Source organism: Proteus penneri (genome assembly GCF_003144535.1).
Lineage (GTDB): Bacteria > Pseudomonadota > Gammaproteobacteria > Enterobacterales > Enterobacteriaceae > Proteus > Proteus penneri.
The window spans coordinates 42229-60697 of the sequence record NZ_PHFJ01000014.1 but is presented as its reverse complement, the minus strand read 5'-3'; the positions used below and the strand labels follow the sequence as shown (position 1 = coordinate 60697).

At 32.1% G+C, this 18469-nt stretch carries 13 protein-coding genes; 9 read left to right on the top strand and 4 right to left on the bottom strand.

Features of this window, described 5'->3' with window-relative positions; genetic code table 11:
• Positions 1-20 precede the first annotated feature (20 nt).
• Positions 21-146 (bottom strand): hypothetical protein, encoded by a 126-nt coding sequence (locus CUB63_RS17870; protein ID WP_006536833.1) that lies wholly within the window; start codon positions 144-146, stop codon positions 21-23.
• A gap of 377 nt (positions 147-523) precedes the next feature.
• Positions 524-2122, bottom strand: coding sequence for an ABC-F family ATPase (locus tag CUB63_RS15650; RefSeq protein ID WP_109848459.1), 1599 nt, complete (start codon positions 2120-2122; stop codon positions 524-526).
• A gap of 253 nt (positions 2123-2375) precedes the next feature.
• Between CUB63_RS15650 and CUB63_RS15645 the strand changes: the two genes are divergently transcribed.
• Positions 2376-2831 carry a YaiI/YqxD family protein gene (locus tag CUB63_RS15645; protein ID WP_006536837.1) on the top strand — a complete coding sequence of 152 codons (456 nt, stop codon included), beginning with the start codon at positions 2376-2378 and terminating at the stop codon, positions 2829-2831.
• 103 nt (positions 2832-2934) lie between these two features.
• On the opposite strand, the gene CUB63_RS15640 is transcribed toward CUB63_RS15645, so the two are convergent.
• Positions 2935-4176, bottom strand: a complete 1242-nt coding sequence (locus tag CUB63_RS15640; protein WP_109848458.1) for a TerD family protein — start codon at positions 4174-4176, stop codon at positions 2935-2937.
• A gap of 171 nt (positions 4177-4347) precedes the next feature.
• Between CUB63_RS15640 and CUB63_RS15635 the strand changes: the two genes are divergently transcribed.
• The 4 genes from CUB63_RS15635 to CUB63_RS15620 all read left to right on the top strand — a co-directional run bounded on the left by CUB63_RS15635 (position 4348) and on the right by CUB63_RS15620 (position 12364).
• Positions 4348-5748 (top strand): amidohydrolase, encoded by a 1401-nt coding sequence (locus CUB63_RS15635; RefSeq protein ID WP_109400421.1) that lies wholly within the window; start codon positions 4348-4350, stop codon positions 5746-5748.
• Positions 5749-6137: 389 nt separating this feature from the next.
• The gene (locus CUB63_RS15630) at positions 6138-9068 is read left to right on the top strand and encodes a PolC-type DNA polymerase III family protein (protein WP_109848457.1); all 2931 of its coding nucleotides are present in this window, start codon (positions 6138-6140) and stop codon (positions 9066-9068) included.
• 617 nt (positions 9069-9685) lie between these two features.
• Positions 9686-11338: a DUF4139 domain-containing protein gene (locus CUB63_RS15625; RefSeq protein ID WP_229096551.1), complete on the top strand. Its 1653-nt coding sequence runs from the start codon at positions 9686-9688 to the stop codon at positions 11336-11338.
• A gap of 282 nt (positions 11339-11620) precedes the next feature.
• On the top strand, positions 11621-12364 hold the full coding sequence (locus CUB63_RS15620; RefSeq protein WP_006536849.1) for a DUF4184 family protein: 744 nt from the start codon (positions 11621-11623) through the stop codon (positions 12362-12364).
• A gap of 86 nt (positions 12365-12450) precedes the next feature.
• On the opposite strand, the gene mnmH is transcribed toward CUB63_RS15620, so the two are convergent.
• A complete protein-coding gene (gene mnmH / locus CUB63_RS15615) occupies positions 12451-13536 on the bottom strand; it encodes a tRNA 2-selenouridine(34) synthase MnmH (protein ID WP_006536850.1) in 1086 nt (361 codons plus the stop codon).
• A gap of 362 nt (positions 13537-13898) precedes the next feature.
• On the opposite strand from mnmH, the gene CUB63_RS17815 reads away from it, so the two are divergent.
• Genes CUB63_RS17815 through CUB63_RS15595 form a run of 4 tightly spaced genes read left to right on the top strand, consistent with a single transcriptional unit; the run spans position 13899 to position 18440 of the window.
• Positions 13899-14084 (top strand): membrane protein, encoded by a 186-nt coding sequence (locus CUB63_RS17815; RefSeq protein WP_006536851.1) that lies wholly within the window; start codon positions 13899-13901, stop codon positions 14082-14084.
• Positions 14085-14087: 3 nt separating this feature from the next.
• Complete coding sequence (mdtN, locus tag CUB63_RS15605; protein ID WP_109848455.1) at positions 14088-15128, top strand: multidrug transporter subunit MdtN; 1041 nt, start codon at positions 14088-14090, stop codon at positions 15126-15128.
• Entirely contained in the window at positions 15118-16971 is a 1854-nt protein-coding gene (locus CUB63_RS15600; protein ID WP_109848454.1) for an FUSC family protein, read from the top strand. Before mdtN ends, CUB63_RS15600 begins: the two co-directional genes overlap by 11 nt.
• A complete protein-coding gene (locus tag CUB63_RS15595) occupies positions 16971-18440 on the top strand; it encodes a TolC family protein (RefSeq protein WP_109848453.1) in 1470 nt (489 codons plus the stop codon). The genes CUB63_RS15600 and CUB63_RS15595 overlap by 1 nt, the downstream gene beginning before the upstream one ends.
• Positions 18441-18469 lie beyond the last annotated feature (29 nt).

The following is an 18469-nucleotide window of genomic DNA, read 5'->3' as shown; positions in this document are numbered from 1 at the left end:
AATATCTTAGGCTTTTTAAATCAACGGCTACGATTTAACAACATTAAACAAAGGAAATAGCTACCACCTAAAATCGCCACCAACGTTCCTGCTGCAATTTGAGTGGGATAAATAAATATTTGCCCAAGCCAATCAGCCCACCCCATTAAGGTAAATTAATTTATGCAAAAATATCTATAAATGATAATTTTTGGGGTTAATTAATTGTTTATATCAATTCAAGTCGCCTTCCTCTGACAGAAGTGCTGCTATGCTACGCATGATGGGTTAAACATAAAGTTCGCATTCCTGCTACCTGCTGTAAATACTAAGCTCGAGCGCGCATTAAAGTGCTTGGCCACAATGGCGTTAAAATCACCATCCATTAATCCTGCAGGATAACCATTATTTTCGGGTGCGCCGTTATAGTGTTTTATTGAAAAAATAGTAGGGCAAAATTATTGTGATCTTTTTGATAACAATAAAAAAAGCTTGATAAAGAGTATCAAGCCTCATTTATTTATTGCTCTAATTTATTATGAAATTAAAGTGTAATGCCTTTTTTCGCAAGGAACTCATCATAAGTACCTTGGAAATTAGTCACTTTTTCAGGTGTAATTTCAATAATACGATTTGCCAATGAGCTCACGAATTCACGGTCATGAGAAACAAAAATCAGAGTACCTTGATAAAGCTCTAATGCCATATTCAGTGATTCGATAGATTCCATATCCAAGTGGTTGGTTGGTTCATCCATAATCAGAATGTTTGGTTTTTGCATCATCAGCTTACCAAATAACATTCTGCCTTTTTCACCACCAGATAACACTTGAACTGATTTTTTCAAGTCATCTTGAGAGAACAGTAAACGACCTAACACGCTGCGTACAGATTGCTCGTCATCTTCTGGTTTCATCCATAAGCTCATCCAATCAAACACTGTCATATCTACTTCAAAATCAGTAGCGTGATCTTGTGCATAATAACCAATATTTGAGTTTTCAGACCATTTTAAACGGCCTGTATCTGGTGTTAATTCACCGACTAATGTTTTGATCATCGTCGATTTACCTACACCGTTATTACCTAAAATAGCCACTTTTTCACCGACTTCAAGCATCATATTGACGTTTTTAAACAGTGGGCCATTATCATCATAACCTTTAGAGATATTTTCTACTTCAAGCGCATTACGGAATAATTTTTTCTCTTGCTCAAAGCGAATGAATGGGTTTTGACGACTAGATGCTTTAACTTCAGCTAATTGAATTTTCTCAATTTGTTTTGCACGAGAGGTCGCTTGGCGTGATTTAGAGGCATTAGCACTAAAGCGACTTACGAAAGATTGTAATTCACTAATTTGTGCTTTTTTCTTCGCATTGTCCGCTAATAAGCGTTCACGCGCTTGGGTTGCAGCAAACATATATTCATCATAGTTACCCGGATGAACAGCAAGTGCACCATAGTCTAAGTCAGCCATGTGCGTACATACCATATTTAGAAAATGACGGTCATGGGAAATAATGATCATGGTACTGCTACGTTCATTTAGCGTTTGCTCAAGCCAACGAATAGCATCAATATCCAAGTTATTCGTCGGTTCATCCAGTAACAAAATATCAGGATCAGCAAACAAGGCTTGTGCAAGTAACACCCGCAATTTCCAACCTGGAGCCACTTCACTCATAGGACCATTATGTTGTTCTAATGGAATACCTACGTTTAGCAATAATTCGCCAGCACGAGATTCAACGGTATAACCATCCATTTCACCAAATTTGACTTCAAGATCGGCAACACGTAAACCGTCTTCTTCACTCATTTCAGGTAAGTTATAGATGCGTTCACGCTCTTGTTTAACTTCCCAAAGTTCAGTGTGACCCATAATTACCGTATCAAGGACAGTAAATTCTTCATAAGCAAACTGGTCTTGTTTTAGTTTTCCAAGACGTTCATTAGGATCGAGGAATACGTTGCCACTAGTTGGCACTAAATCGCCACCTAAAATTTTCATAAAGGTTGATTTACCGCTACCATTGGCACCGATTAAACCATAGCGATTTCCGCCACCGAATTTGACAGAAATGTTTTCAAACAGTGGCTTTGAGCCAAACTGCATAGTGATATTATTGCTGATTAACAAGACGAATACTCATTATTAGTGAATGACAAAAGGTAATGGGGCGGCATTATGCCACAAGTTCCCCCTATTAAGACAGTAAAGCGACGAATGTCTGTTAAGAAATTATTGCCATAAGAGAAAAACTCATCTTTAAGTGAAATATTAGAAAAACGAGAAAGATTAAAGTTTCAATCAATTAGTCACAATTAATATGTTATTTTAAGCGCCATAAATACAGACTATTTTAATACTAAATAACAAAGAGAGTGTTGTTATGCCTATATGGGTTGATGCTGATGCATGTCCAAAAGTAATCAAAGAAGTGTTATATCGTGCAGCAGACAGAGAAAAAGTGATTATTACTTTTGTTGCTAATCAACGATTAACCGTACCCGCATCGCCTTTCTTACGTACATTACAAGTTTCTGCGGGGTTTGATGTAGCTGATAACGAAATTGTCCGCCGTACTAATAAAGATGATTTGGTTATTACCGCTGATATTCCATTAGCAGCCGAAGTCATAGAAAAGGGCGCAGTAGCTTTGAATCCTAGAGGTGAACGTTATACTGAAGCAACTATTCGAGAACGTTTAAATATACGTGATTTTATGGATACAATGAGAGCAAGTGGTATCCAAACTGGCGGGCCTGCTAGTTTAAGTCAACGTGATCGCCAACTTTTTGCGAATGAATTAGATAAATGGCTTTTGCAACAAAAGAAACACGCTTAATTACTCAGAACTAAACGCGTTAAATAAACGACAAACGGGCATAGTCATTATTGCCCGTTCTTCCTTAAGATAAACTTTATCTTATTTCTTTTTTAGAATGAGCTCAGACATAACGCTTTGTACCTAAAATACTCGGTTTCTTCCCTTTAAAAACATGAGGGCCATCCATCGTTAATTTAAGCTCATCACCAATACGAGTTAACCAAGGAGTGGCTTCACTGCCTGCTCTTGATGTCACCCCTGAAGGTTTTAACGTAATACTGTCTTGATCGATTTCAATAATACCAATGACATAGGTGTAAATCATATTATTGAAAAAGCCTTTTTTGTATTCACAAGAGCACTCAACGATTTGATTACCATACTCCATGCGCATTGTTGGTTTTAATGAAGCAACAGAAACACAACCATTACTAATAGCAGAGTAAACACTACAAACTAATGCCACTTTTCCGCCCATTAATTGAGAAATAGCAGGGTTTATTTCAACTGTTTCACAGCCGGGCTGATCTTGACTAACACTGACCACATCACCAGTATGGAAAACAAAAGGATCTGAATTAAAAGCACCACTTTTATCTGGAGCTTGAATAATAGACATTTGACCATTGGGGCGCAAAATACCCACACGAAGATCTAAATCATCGTTATCCTTACCATCACCATTATCTATCCACGTTGCACTGACTAAAATGCGCTTAGGTGCATCACTCCCTTTTAGTAAAGAAACACGGTGGCTACTATCTGGTTTTGTCAGTTTCACCACACTTTTTTGTATATTAACAGGTGGTGTTGACACTGGTGCAATAACGGGGGCAGGCTCTTCAACTTCAACGCCATAAAGGTTACATAAACCAGCAAGCCCAGAAGCAAAACCTTGCCAAACAGAACGAACTTTATTTTGACCATTTCTAACATAAAGCTCTAAAACGATAATACCTGTCTCTTGTGAAAACTGGCTTGGTGCTAACTCAATAATTTCATTATTTAGCAACACGTGTGCTTTTAACTGCTGAACAATAGCAAAACCGCCAGCACTGCCATCTTGCGTTAATGTGATGGCTATTTTAGTAATATTTGAAGGTAAACGAGAAAAATCAAAATCAATACTATGAATAACTGTTGAGCCTTGGGTTATCGGTGAAATAAATGAAGCAGAACCAGAAGCATGATGAGGCGCATTGAAGAAAACCATATCCTCGTCATTAACGACTTTTCCTGATCCTGTTACTAAAAATGCAGTCAGATTAATATCAAGATTATCGCCTACAGCATGAGAAACTTTAACTTGTCCTTTATTTTCGTTAAGTGATGTATTTTCACCAGGTTGCAACGTTTTACTCATAATACCGCTCCTTGATTGATAAGACTAACTGCAAAAAATTTAAGCCACAATGTAATAATAATCTTAATTAATTATTTATTCGGTGATCACATTCACTTTCAATTGATATCAAAAGCCAATGAATTTATTTATAATCTTAAGGAAATTTTCCCATCAAGACGAGAGGTAATGATGTCATTTTCTAAATCTATGCTTGCTTTGGCTGTAATGGCGATCTCATTTTCTAGTTACGCGACAAAACAAGCTGATTTGATGATAGTTGACGGCACAGTTCTGACTATGGATCAGCAAAATAAAATCATTGAACAGGGTACTGTTGTCGTAAAAGAAAATAAAATTATTGCCGTTGGTGGCCCTGAGCTTTCCAAAGAATATCAAGCTAATAAAGTATTAGATGTAGATGGTGATATTGTAATGCCAGGTTTAATTAACACCCATACTCACGGATCAATGACTGTATTTCGTTCATTAGCCGATGATGTGCCAGATCGACTTCATCGTTATATTTTCCCACTTGAAAGCAAAATGGTTTCTCGTGAAATGGTCAGAGTGGGTGCTGATCTAGCAAATATCGAAATGGTAAAAGGTGGCGTAACAACTTACGTTGATATGTATTATTTTGAAGATGAAGTCGCCAAAACGGTTGATAAAATGGGGAATCGAGCGGTATTAGGCGAATCTGTGATTAATTTCCCTGTTGCCGATGCAAAAACACCTGAAGAGGGTATCCAATATGCAGTAAACTTTATTAAAGAATATAAAGATCACCCTCGTATTACCCCTGCATTTGCTCCACATGCTCCTTATACAAACACCACAGAAAACCTTCAGAAAATTGCTAAATTATCAATAGAACTTGATGTTCCTGTTATGATCCATTTAGCTGAAACTGATCGTGAAAAAGAAGAAATCGCCAAACGTACAGGAGGTAAAAGCCCTGTTCAATATATGGCAGATATCGGAGCGTTAAATAATAAAGTTATCGCGGCTCATGCAATTATGGTGGATGATAAAGATATTGATTTACTGAAAAAATATGATGTTGGTGTTGCTCATAATATCAGTGCAAATACTAAATCAGCGAAAGGTGTAGCGCCTGTCGTCGCGATGCTAGAGAAAGGTGTCCGTGTCGGTTTAGGGACTGATGGCCCAATGTCGAGTAATACGCTAACAACCATGAACGAACTCAATCTTGTAGGTAAAATCCATAAATTAGAGAATAAAGATCGTGCTGCTATGCCACCATTAACTGTTGTAGAATTGGCGACAATGGGTTCGGCGAAAGTCTTGCATATGGAAGATAAATTGGGCTCATTAGAATCAGGCAAACTAGCAGATATTATCGTTGTTGATACTAAATCACCTAATATGGTGCCTATGTATAGCCCTTATGCGGCATTAGTGTATGGTGCAAATGGCAGTAATGTTCGCCACACCATTGTAGATGGAAAAATCTTAATGGAAGATCGCCAACTATTAACAGTTGATGAGAAAGCGATTATTAAAGAGGCACAAGATTTCTCTGATAAAGTACGTAAAACTGTTATCGACAGCGGTGAAGTTGTTAAATAAAAATTGATAACAAACATCTTGATCCTAGGCAGTTTGCTTTTAAACTGCCTTTTTATTATGGCAAAAATGAATTTGTTACTTAGCTGAGCTTTTCGTGTAATTTAATAGAAAGCTGATCTTGGGTTCTCATTTTTTTCGACTAGACCAAATTAACGCAGGTGCTCCAATAGCTGCGACTATCACCCCACTTCAATAAAAATAGCCATGTATTTTAAGTGAAAGTAATGAAATGGATGATATTTTATATATTCATTTTTAAAAATTAATTAACTTTATTATATTATACAATCTTTATTTTAGGCTATTATGAATAAATTATATATAAACAGAACCTATATCAAACAAAATAAAATAGATCAACTTTCAATTGAAAAAAAACAGATGACATCATGTCATATATAGATAAATTTAAAGATTTTTTTAGTAAAAATAAAGAAAAAACCGCTTTAAATTTAATATATGACATATATTATAATCCTAATGTATCCCTTCTAGAAAAATTAGATAAATATAATAAATTAAAAGATATTACTGGGGATAATTATAAACATTCTTTTGGTCTATCTTTTTATGATAAAAAAATTACTTTTTATATTTTTAATAAAGAGAAAGCCACTTTTAGCTTAGATAAAATAATTGACAGTATAGTTATGGATAGAGTAGAAAAAAATAATGGTATTCAATATGACTTCTCTACCGAAGAAATCTCAAAACACATTATAAAAAACATAAAAAATAAAAAAATCATAAAATATGATAGCAAACTATGCGATGTAATTAAATATATAAACGAGGAATATTTTAATCTTATCACTGACAAAGTAAACGATGAAAAAAAACACAACTTTAAAAATATAAGATATGAAAACATTAATTATATATTTAAAGAATATGAAAACATTGATACTATTCAGTGCTTAAAAGATCTTTTCTCTAATAAAGAAGAATCAAGTATCTCCATTGGTGAAAAGATCAAAACATTTAATTTACTCAAAGGTATCGCCAAGGATGAATATCAAAAATTCTTCTCATTAAATATAGATAATAATAATGAAATAACATTAAGTATTGGTAAGCTTATTATAAAGAGTGATTTTGATGATTTTATAAATGAAATGAAAGAATTAACAGAGCATGAATACAATAAAAATAGGCTTATTGAAAATAAAATCACATTAAACGATACTATAAATGAAGAAATTAAAAATAAAACACTACTATTAGAAACATTAGAAAATTTTGAAAAGCAACATTTTGAAAATATAAATAATTTAAAATACACATCTATATATGAAAAAAATATTAACCTTATCCAAGTGACTAAAAATGAAATAACAGAGAGATTACTAACCAAAGAAATCGAAAACTCAGAATTAAATTATAAGGAAATAAATAAAATTTTACATAATATCGGGGGAATAGGAGAAAATTATACAATATTTATAAACTATTTAATAGATAAGAAAGAGGCTTCAGATAATTTAAAGATAGAAATTATTAAATTTTTATTATCAAAAATAGACAGTAGTGGGTTAGGTAAAACAAATATCATCATTGATGATACCTCTATAAAATTAATCATTTATGGAAAGAATAACGAGAATGTTGAACTCGTAAACTTTAAAACAAAAAACAATTACTCATTTTTAAATGATATCGACAATGATAGTTTTAGATTTGGCATTAACATTACTGACAAACTATTAATTTTATCAGAAATAATACGCAAGTCTAATTCATCAAAAGTCTTTGAATTAGATAATGATCTAATTGCTAACTTTATATTAAAAGCGGTTAATAATAAAAAGTTATTTATTTCTTATGTGAATGGTTTAATGGATGATGTTAAATGTACCTATAAATTAAATGAAGATGAAACTTTATTGAAAGAAAATAACATTATATTAAAAGATAAATTTATTAAATATATTAGTAATCTATTTAATGATAAATTAAATCGTTATATGATGGAACAAACTGAATTAAAATTTTTATATTCAGTTATAAGTAATAAATCCCATCCTTATTATAGTGAGTTAAAAAACATAGCTGATACTTATAATAAATTAATAGAAAAATCAAATGATAAAAAATTGGTAGCTAATAACTATATCTCTTTATTCTTTAATGATAATAATTTAACCGATATTGAAAAAATAAAATATTTTGAAAATTTAAAATTAGACTTAAATGAAAATATTTTAGATTTTAATATTAATGATGATACTATTGATTTTTTTATAAAAAAAGATTCAAATAATGGTTTAGAAGAAAATATAAATTCTAAAATAATATCAACCAATGTAAAATTAAGTGATGAAATTTATGATAAATTAAAGTCATCAGATAGACAAGATAAAGCCACTCTATTAAAAAAGATAATAGAAATAGACAAAAAAAATAAAACAATACTTGCTGATGAAAAAAAACAAAACGAGTTTATTGAAAAATTAAATAAATATGTTAAAAGTGATTTATATGAAAACTTATATGAGGATTTTCTTAAAGTTAACGAAAGCCCTTCAGATTCTGAAAAAATAGAATTTATTTATAGCATAATGAATAACTTAGAAATTTATACTCTTGTTAATAAAGAAACCAGAATACAAGTTGATCATTCTTCACTAACATTAAAAGTTAAACCCAATTCCGTTGGAAAAATAATTGATTTAATTAAAATAAAAACGAACAAAGATTTATCCCACTTGAATAATTTAAGTACTTTTTATAATGGAAAAAATAAACTTGATATTATTCTAGAATTAGAAAAACCTAGTAATAATATAGAGTTAAATGAAGATTTAATGGTGACTTATTTAAGCGATAATTACTCTAATAAATCTCTATATAATAATTATAATAAGTTAATAAATGATTATATTGACAAAAATAAATCTTATTATAAAGAAGAAATCTTTTCTAAATCTGGAATAGATATTAATAACATTAATTATGATATAGATAATGATGAAGTAGATCAACGAAGAAAATTTCACCCCATAATAGTGGAGAATATAGAATATCACTCAGAAGAATCGGCTATTGATGTAAATAATAAAATAAATCAACTAAGATTTATTTATTCAGTAATAAATGATGAAAATAATAAACATTATGAAGTGTTAACAACATTAAAAAATAATTATCTTCGGTTAAAAAAAGAATATAATTTAAATATAGAATCCGAAGAATTCGTTTCTTTATTAGAAAAGGAAGAATTCCATGATTTATTTTTTAATAATAAAATATCTCTAAAAGAAAAATTAAATGCTTTTAATGACCTTGAGAAAAAATTAGCTAAAGATAATCAATTTATTTAAATTTTCCTATACTAGATAGTAGAGTTTTATTTCTTCTCAAAAAAATATCTCAACCAATCATAACAAAGACGATTTTAGTGACAAGGTGAAGAGTTATGTTTCCTTTGAACATATCGTCGAAACTAATATATTAAGTTTAGATAAAGAGGCTTAATGGAATTATATTCAAAACTTACCAGATTAAACATCAGAAATTAATCTATCTGAATAAAAACATTATACTCATAGACATAAATAAAAAAGGCTTGGTCAATTAAATTTGAACAAGCTTTTCATTATTTAGGCACAGTTGGTAACAAACCCTTATAGGGTAAGAGCAAACTACCCGTTTTACGGGGGGTTATGATCTTTATCCAAACAGGACTAATTAAGACCAAATAACTACTAAACCTTTCACCATTACTAAGATAGTCTTGATTATTTATAATGATTATTCTGTCTAATGCAGTAACACTCTGTTTTATCGTATTTTTTATATTCTTATGCCATTTTTTCTTTCGGTTTATTCTGTTATCTAAATGATTAGAGATGCAATACTATCTCAATATACTTATGCAATAGTGCATTCTTATTTAGCATCCTGACAACACTGTTCATCAACTATGGATAGAATAAAAATGATGATTAAACCTAATAAACTCACTCTGTCACTTTTTATATTATCAATTATTAGTACATCTAACGCTTTGGCTAATGAACCTAACTCAGCAGAGCTAACTAAAGCGCTTTATCAAGATGTAAAACTTAATCAAGCCACTATTTTCTTACGAGGCGCAGAGCTTGAAAATAGTACAACGCTCAATTTGCCTGCAGGGCAAAGTGAAGTTGTTTTATCCAATGTTGCAAATAATATTGATCCTAAGAGCTTATCAATTAGCCTTGATAATGACGATGTAGTTATTAACACAATTAACGTTAAAAAAATTCCTATTGCCCCTAGTTATCCTTCTGCAATTACCGTATTGATGGAAAAGCAGAGAGATCTTAACAAGAGAATTGAAGAGCTCAACATCAATATTAATGTGGGCGATGAACAAATTGCCTTACTAAAAGATCAATCTTTTTTTGGTTATGGCGAAACTCAGTCATTAGAACAATCATCACAAAAATTTGATTTTATTAGCAAAAAAATGACATCTATTTTAAATCAGCAAAAAATGGCACGTGAAGAAATTGCTGAACTGACAGAAAAACTTGAAGAATTAAGCCGACAATTAGAAATTGATATGCCTATTATTGCCAAAGAGAAAACACAAATTGTTCTATCTTTAGGTACATCAAAAAATCTAACCAGTAAAATGCGTATTTCTTATATAACACCAGATGCAGGGTGGTCGCCCGCTTATGATATTCGAAGCCAAGGAATGGGTAAGCCGATATTACTCACCTACAAAGCAGATGTTATTCAAAATACAGGTCTAAATTGGGATAAAGTAAAATTGGTTTTAACATCAACTAATCCATCACTTAATATTACTGCACCAACTTTATCACCTTGGTATCTCGCTCTTTATAATGATAATGCGAAATTTAGAAGCAAAAGTATGAGCATGGATATGGCAGCTCCAGTAGTGCCATCCCCAGCATTAATGGGAGAGGAAAGCTATGAAAAACAATTAAATAAAGGCGTAACAAGATATGTAACAACAAATAACAATGGTATTAATTTAAGTCACACCATCGCGTTACCTTACACCTTAAAAAATAGCACAGAGACTAATACATTAGTGATTAATCAAAAAGAAGTTACTGCAGATTATCGCTATTTAACCACACCAAAATTAGTTGAAGAAGTCTATTTACAAGCTGAAGTAAAAGATTGGGAAAATTTAAACTTACTCAATGGTCGTGCGAATATCTACTATATGAATAGCTTTGTAGGTAATACTTATATTAATACTAATGAATTAACAGAATTACTTAATATTCCGCTTGGAATAGATAAAAACATTCAAATTAGTCGCATTAATAATGAAAAAATAAGAAAAGAACCAATCTTTATTGGCACCACAATAGAACAAAAAGAAAGCTATACCATTAAAGTAAGGAATACTTATGACACACCGGTTAAAGTGACAATTTATGATCAATTACCACTTAGCCAGGAAAATAATATTAACGTGGCGAACGCTGATTATAAAGACGGCGTACTTGATAAAGATACAGGTGAAATAGAGTGGAGTATCACGTTAGGGGCAAAACAAGAAAAATCCTTACCATTAAATTATACGCTTTCTTACCCTAAAAATAGACAAGTTATGGGGCTATAATTACATTTTTCAGGTCGGTAAAAATAGAAGAGGGTGCAATTGCACCTTTTTCTATTTTAAGGAGGTCAATTTTATATTTTTTATCATATTATCTATTTTTTTACCTACTAATTAAGCAAAATTTTTTCCGATCCAATTGCAAGTAAATCAACATCATAATTTCACGATTAAAGTGCATTTTATAAATTTATCAGAACATAGTGATATCAGATAGAACTTAACTCATCTGCTGATATACTCATGCTTATTTTGTTATTAACTTTGTTATGTAGAGATATTTCTATGCCGTGGACTTTTTCACATCCTTCCATTGTTTTCCCGATAAAACAGTCCCGAATAGGTAAATACCTTAATTTACCTGCATTAATTATAGGAAGCACTTCACCTGATTTACTCTATTCTTTTGGTTTATATCAATCAGCAACAACAGCACATGGTTTATTGGGCTGGTTTTATACTGCATTTCCTTTTTGTATCTTCGTTTTTATCTTAAATTACTTATTCAGAAATCCATTAAAATGTGTATCACCCATACCTTTATATGATCCCCTAAAATTCAATCTTCGGACATTGAGCCTATTTGTTTTATCCCTGTATATTGGCGCAATAACACATATTATATGGGATTCATTTACCCATGAAACAGGAACTGCCGTTAGATTTTTTTCTGTATTACAGGCACAATTATTCCAAGGAATGACAGATAGCCAAGAGATTGCTATTTATAAATTATTACAACATTTAGGCTCGGCATTAGGGCTACTTTATTTGTGTTGGAAATACATTCAATATCAGCGTAAACAAGACCATCTAATACAAAAAGAAAACCGTATTAAATTATATCGCTTAGTTGGAATAGGCTTCCTGTCTGGGTTATGTGCTTTACCTTTAGCTTTGCAATTCTCAAATAGAGGGCAGGGAATTAACATTAACCGGTTTATTTTCTTAGAACTATCTTTAGCTGTACCTTTTTTCTTTAGCTTAATGATAATTTTAGGGATATGGTTATATCGAACTAAAACTTAACCAAGTAAACTAAAAAGCCCCGTAATATAAATTTACAGAGCTTTTCTTCGGTATATGCATTTAATACAAGAAATCTTAGCTATCTACTAATTTTTAAACCACTGCATGACTTCTTCGTAACTGCCTTGGTAAATAATTTTATCTTCCTTTTTGCTTAATTGATAACGATACATCGGATCGTAATACTCTTTAAGTAAAGGGATTAACCAAGAAAAATGTGCCTCTGTGTCGGACACTTTTTTCTGTATTTCTAAGGCATTATCTAGCAACTTGGTCAATTCCATTGCTCTTTGAGATCCCAATCGGCGACGGATAGCAAATAAACCATGGTGCAAATAATCACTGTATGCTTGCCAACCTTTTTCTTCGCCATACGCTTCCAGATAATCATGTGTCATGCGATCAAAGTATTCTGCCTTCAAACGTTCTATACGTCGTTCGAAGGGATCATCAACAACAACTATTGAAGCCTCAAGCATTTTTACTCGTAAACATTCAGGTAATCCATTAGCACCAATAGCGCGACCTTCATCCTCAAGTACCCATCGTGTATATTTTGGTGCTTTCTGTAACATTTCAACACCAAGGTGGTTTTCAAATGTAGCTTGAGGAAATTGATCTTCTACTATACGGCCAAAAGATGAGCCTCGATGGTGCGCAATACCCTCAAGATCAATACCTTCAGGAAGCGAATGCACTAAAGTCGTTTTTCCATTACCTGTACATCCACCAATTAAGATAATAGGCCGTTGAACTAATTCATTTGTCATTTCAATGATAGTCTGTCTTATTACCTTATATCCACCTTCAATTAATGGGTAATCTATACCTATTTCTTTAAGCCATTGCTGAACGATATGAGAACGCATTCCTCCTCGAGCACAGCAAATATAACCATTGGGAAATTGCTCACAAGCTTCACGCCACGCTGCAATGCGCTTATCACGAATTTCACCACTAACCAATTGATGACCTAAATCGACCGCTTTTTGTGAGCCTTGTTGTTTATAACAAGTCCCCACAGCAGCACGCTCTTGATCATTCATTAAAGGCAAATTGATCGCATTAGGGATAGAGCCTTGATTAAATTCAATAGGCGCACGCACATCAATAATAGGTGTGTTATTAGCAAGAATATGTCGAATATTTTGAGCAGAAAACGCTGATTCCATAATAAAAATTGTAATATCTAGTCAGGCTGAAAGATTAGCTACTATACTCTTAAAATCATATAACGCCCATGATTACAGTCATATTGAAAACGACACTCCACTTTCAATAAGAAAAATTTAAGATAATGTATGGATTGATGAATGAAAAACATCTAACATCTATTCGATATGATGTTTTTGATTAAGTCATTAAACAACTGTAAGTAAAAACACTATAGTGTTTAAACGAATAATAAAATTTATCTAAAAATGACAGGTACATTACCTTGGACATAATAAGAAAATATTATCATATTACTAGCTTGAGTATAATTGCATTGCTATTGTCTGGTTGTTCTCAAGGTCATTCTCCTTTTATTACTATGTTAGGCGCCTATTTTCCATATTGGATGCTATGTACCTTTATCGGCTTATTAGGAGCCTTGATAGTACGTGTATTACTTATCTATTGGGGTATTGATGATAAATTACCGCTTCCTTTAATTTTTTATTTTGCGATATTGTTATCAATTTCTTTAACTATCTCTCTATTTTATTTTTCTTATTAAATTATGGATAAAAAAATCAAAAAAAAGCTGGCGCTCATAATCACTGTGATTGTTTTTACGATTACATTCATCTTATTGTGGAAGAATATTCAGTTATCAGCGCTAAATCCACTCAGCGAAGATGCAATAATTGATGCTAACAAAATTAATATATCATCAACTGTACCTGGACGAATTAGCGCTATTTATGTTAAAGAAAATAGTAAAGTCAATAAAGGGGACTTATTGTTTACTATCGATCCCACCATGTATGCATTAAGAGTTCAGCAAGCGAAAGAACAACTCATGATTGCTGAAGCAACATTAAGTAATAAACAGCGCATTATTATTGCAGAAACATCAAATTCAGAAATTACAGAAGCGCAAATAAAACGAGCTCAAGTCAATTTGTTATTAGCAACTCAATCTCTTAATAGATTAGAGCCGTTATTGGCAAAGGGATTTGTGACGGCACAACAAGTTGATGATGCAAGAACATTAAAACACGATGCAGAAGTCACATTAAAACAGGCACAAAAACAAAATGTCGCCTCAGAAGCCTTAATTAATAACACTGATTCAGAAATAGCATTAGTGAAATCGTTAAAAACCTCTCTGGCAATGGCTGAATGGGAATTAAGTAATACAGAAGTAAAAGCACCAAGTAATGGCTATGTTGCTGGATTAGTATTGTCTCCTGGTGAATTTATTCTTTCTGGGCAATCTGTCTTTACCTTAATTAACTCAGACAGTTGGTATGCTTCAGCTTATTTTAAAGAGACAGATTTAAATAATATAAAAATAGGTGACTGCGTGGTTGTCTATTCAATGATTGATAGTAAACATCCTATTAAAGGCAAAGTAGAGGGAGTTAGCTGGGGGATCATGTCAACTGATCTTATTAATATTCCAAGGGACTTACCTTATGTACCTAAATCACTGAATTGGGTTAGAGTTCAACAACGATTTCCTGTTAAAGTTACTATCACCAATCCACCAGAATATCTTATGCGGGTTGGCGCTACAGCAACTGTTAATATAATAGCCAATGACGATGATTGTTAAACCCTCACTAATAGTGAAACAAGTCAAAAAAGACTTGTTACCCTTTGACTTTCGTTTAGCGACGACTTGGCGCATAGCATTGCTTTGCGCCTTAATGGCTGCTATTGCGATGGTATATGAAATTCCCGAATCTGCTATAAGTTGCTATTTGATTATTTATTTAATCAAAGCTGATGCAGTACAAAATATATTATTATCTATTGGTGTTATTATTTTATGTTCCATTGTAGTGTGTGTTATTTTTTTACTTTTTAATCTCACGATACAAAACATTATTTTACGATTCTTTTTTATGGCTTTGTTTTCAGCCATTTTTATGTATTTAGCCTCTGCAAGTAGCCTTGGTGATATTGGTAATTTAGTTGCTTTAGTTATCGCCTTTTTAATGACTTTAATTGATGATATTCCTGTTGGAGATGTGGCAACAAGAGCACTGCTTTATGCGTTACTTATGGCAGTTTCTCCAATGTTATTGGTCATTTTATTTAATTACTTTTTTGGAATTAGTCCTAGAAAATTGCTGTTAAACAAAATCGCCACACGCTTTTCTACTGCAAGTGATTTCTTTTTAGGAAGAAAGGAAAGTCAACTCGATATCAGTGAATTATTAAGTACACAAACAGAGTGTAAACGCTATTTAATGTTTATTAAGATATTTTATTTACGAGGAAGAGAAGATATTCACTGGTTGGAGAATATGGTTGACAACTCTTATCAAATATTGATTATGTCATTAACTTTTGATAAAAAAACGCCAGCTTCTATACGTTTTCTTCTTTCTAAAAAATGTTTATATCTTTTAGACTGTTTCAAGCATCATCAAATAGAAAAAATAAAAGATAAAATACAAACTAAAAATAAAATAAGTAAACTACACTTATTAAATACTTTTGATAAAATTCTATTTACTGAAAGAGAATCTAAACCTGTACAGAAAAAAACACCTTTCTTTGTTAGTGATGCGTTTACAAATCCTAACCATAAGTACTTTGCCATTAAAACCACGATAGCCGCCATTCTATGTTATATTTTTTATGATTATTTTAAATGGCAGGGTATTCATACTGCAATGATCACTTGTTATGTTGTGGCATTAACATCTGTTGGCGAAACGGTTCATAAATTAACATTACGGATCACGGGTTGTCTAATTGGAGCGCTAATTGGCATAATTTCACTGCTCTATATTATTCCTAATTTATCTGATATTTTTGAATTGATGGTATTGATCTTTTTCTGCCTATTGCCCGCAGCTTGGGTTGCTGTAGGTAATGAGCGTATCTCTTATGCTGGTGTACAAGTCGGGTTAGCATTTTTATTGACAACATTACATGGATTTAAACCTAGCTTTGATATGAATGTAGTGTCTGATCGTATTCTAGGAATTTTGTTAGGTAATATTGTCATGTACATCATTTTTACAAAAGTGTGGCCAACAAGTATTATTAATACAATATATAAACAAATTAGTTCTATTCTAGATAATTATACTGAATTAAGCTATTCAACAAATAAAAATGACATGTTGGATTTAGTTTCATCCGTGAATGAAGCTATTACACAATCAAAAGACAACATAGACTTACTTATCTTCGAAAAAGAAGATAGAGAAAGAAATAAGAATATAATGTTTTTTTTCAAGGAATCATTAAATAAAATTTCTTATATTAGCTATCACAATTATGCTCATAAATTTATTTTTGAAGATAAGCTCTCTTATTCAGATATCAATAAAGAGCCAAAAGATGTATTTAAAAAAAATATTCTTAATAATGAAATAAAAACATTACCAACAAATGAAAGAGAGCTTGTATTTAAACATTTAATAAGAGAAAAATCATAATGGTAAATTTAATCATTAATAATAAGAAAAACATTCTGCCATCTCTGTTAAGCCTATTACTTGTTGGTTGTATTGACACAAGCAGTTCATTTAAACAATATTCTCAACAACCTATTAATTATGATAATACCAAATATATTGCCTCACCCTCTGAGCAATATTTATCGTCAACTCAAGAGAAAACGATTAAATCTAGTTATTCGTTAGCCGATCTTATCGATTTAGGACAACAAAATAATCCAGATACACGTATTGCATGGGAGTTAGCAAAAAAATCAGCGACTGATATTGGTATGGTAGAGAGTACATATTTGCCAATTATCACAGCAACAGCACTCGCAGGGTATCAACACGGGAAAATTGATTTACCTAAAAATCCTATTGTTGATGATATAAAAACATCTAGTAGCGCTTTTATTCCAGCACTCACATTTAGATGGCTTATTTTTGATTTTGGTAAAAGAGGGGCATTAGTTGATGCTGCCAAGCATGCTTCTTTAGCGACAAACCTTAATTTTAATCTGATGCATCAGAAAATTATTCATGATGTCTCTGTTGCATATTTTAGTTATGGTGCGGCACGAAAAAAGGTGAATATCACCCAAAAAGCCCTTCAGAGAAGTAAAGACATTTTATATGCTGTTGAACAAAAACGAATCAAGGGATTAGCAACAGTATTAGATGTAGCATTGGCTAAACAACAAGTGGCACAAGTTGAATTACAAAACGTGTTAGCCAAAGGTCATGAAAAAGATCAATATCAAATCTTATTGTCAGCTATTGGCGTTTCACCTTTTGAAAAAATAACCATTAATTATGCCGATGATAATTTTCTTCCAGATGATATTTCACCATTAACTCATGATGTGATAAAAAAAGCACTTGCACAACGTCCGGATGTTTTAGCGCAATATGAATTACAACAAGCCGCAATCAAGGCTGCTAATTCCGTCGAATCTGACTATTTTCCTAAAGTATATCTTGCTGGTGCACTTGCTGGAGGAACAGGTAGCTTTGATGTTCAGGGGCTTCCTGATATTAGCCAAAGAACATCATCTTCTAATATTCTGATTGGGGTAAGTATTCCATTATATGAAGGCGGAATGCGTCAATCAAGAATGGTAAATGCACAGTCAGAAATTAGGCTAGCACAAGAAAATTTACGCAAAAGCCAAGATATGGCGATAAAAGAGATTTCAATTAGTGAAAATGCTCTGAAATCAGCGCTTGAGGCAAATAAAGCATCTAAAAACTTAGTAGAGACAACACAGTTAACCTATACCGCTAGTGTGGAATTTTATCATAATGGGTTAGGAACAGTAACCGATATTAATACCGCAGAGATTGCATTATTAAATGCACAAATGTCTCAGATTGATGCCTATACAGGCTCACAAATTGCGGCTGTTGATTTAGCATTTGCATTAGGCGAAATAGATAAAGCATTGCCTAATTCGACATTACATTAAACTATTTGTTTTATATATTGATATTTTAG

What these genes read in the sequence shown, in the direction of transcription:
- CUB63_RS17870 (WP_006536833.1), bottom strand. Translation starts at nt 146, where the DNA reads ATGGGGTGGGCTGATTGGCTTGGGCAAATATTTATTTATCCCACTCAA.
- CUB63_RS15620 (WP_006536849.1), top strand. Translation starts at nt 11,621, where the DNA reads ATGCCGTGGACTTTTTCACATCCTTCCATTGTTTTCCCGATAAAACAG.
- CUB63_RS15645 (WP_006536837.1), top strand. Translation starts at nt 2,376, where the DNA reads ATGCCTATATGGGTTGATGCTGATGCATGTCCAAAAGTAATCAAAGAA.
- CUB63_RS15595 (WP_109848453.1), top strand. Translation starts at nt 16,971, where the DNA reads ATGGTAAATTTAATCATTAATAATAAGAAAAACATTCTGCCATCTCTG.
- CUB63_RS15640 (WP_109848458.1), bottom strand. Translation starts at nt 4,176, where the DNA reads ATGAGTAAAACGTTGCAACCTGGTGAAAATACATCACTTAACGAAAAT.
- CUB63_RS17815 (WP_006536851.1), top strand. Translation starts at nt 13,899, where the DNA reads ATGTTAGGCGCCTATTTTCCATATTGGATGCTATGTACCTTTATCGGC.
- mdtN (WP_109848455.1), top strand. Translation starts at nt 14,088, where the DNA reads ATGGATAAAAAAATCAAAAAAAAGCTGGCGCTCATAATCACTGTGATT.
- mnmH (WP_006536850.1), bottom strand. Translation starts at nt 13,536, where the DNA reads ATGGAATCAGCGTTTTCTGCTCAAAATATTCGACATATTCTTGCTAAT.
- CUB63_RS15600 (WP_109848454.1), top strand. Translation starts at nt 15,118, where the DNA reads ATGATTGTTAAACCCTCACTAATAGTGAAACAAGTCAAAAAAGACTTG.
- CUB63_RS15635 (WP_109400421.1), top strand. Translation starts at nt 4,348, where the DNA reads ATGTCATTTTCTAAATCTATGCTTGCTTTGGCTGTAATGGCGATCTCA.
- CUB63_RS15625 (WP_229096551.1), top strand. Translation starts at nt 9,686, where the DNA reads ATGATGATTAAACCTAATAAACTCACTCTGTCACTTTTTATATTATCA.
- CUB63_RS15630 (WP_109848457.1), top strand. Translation starts at nt 6,138, where the DNA reads ATGTCATATATAGATAAATTTAAAGATTTTTTTAGTAAAAATAAAGAA.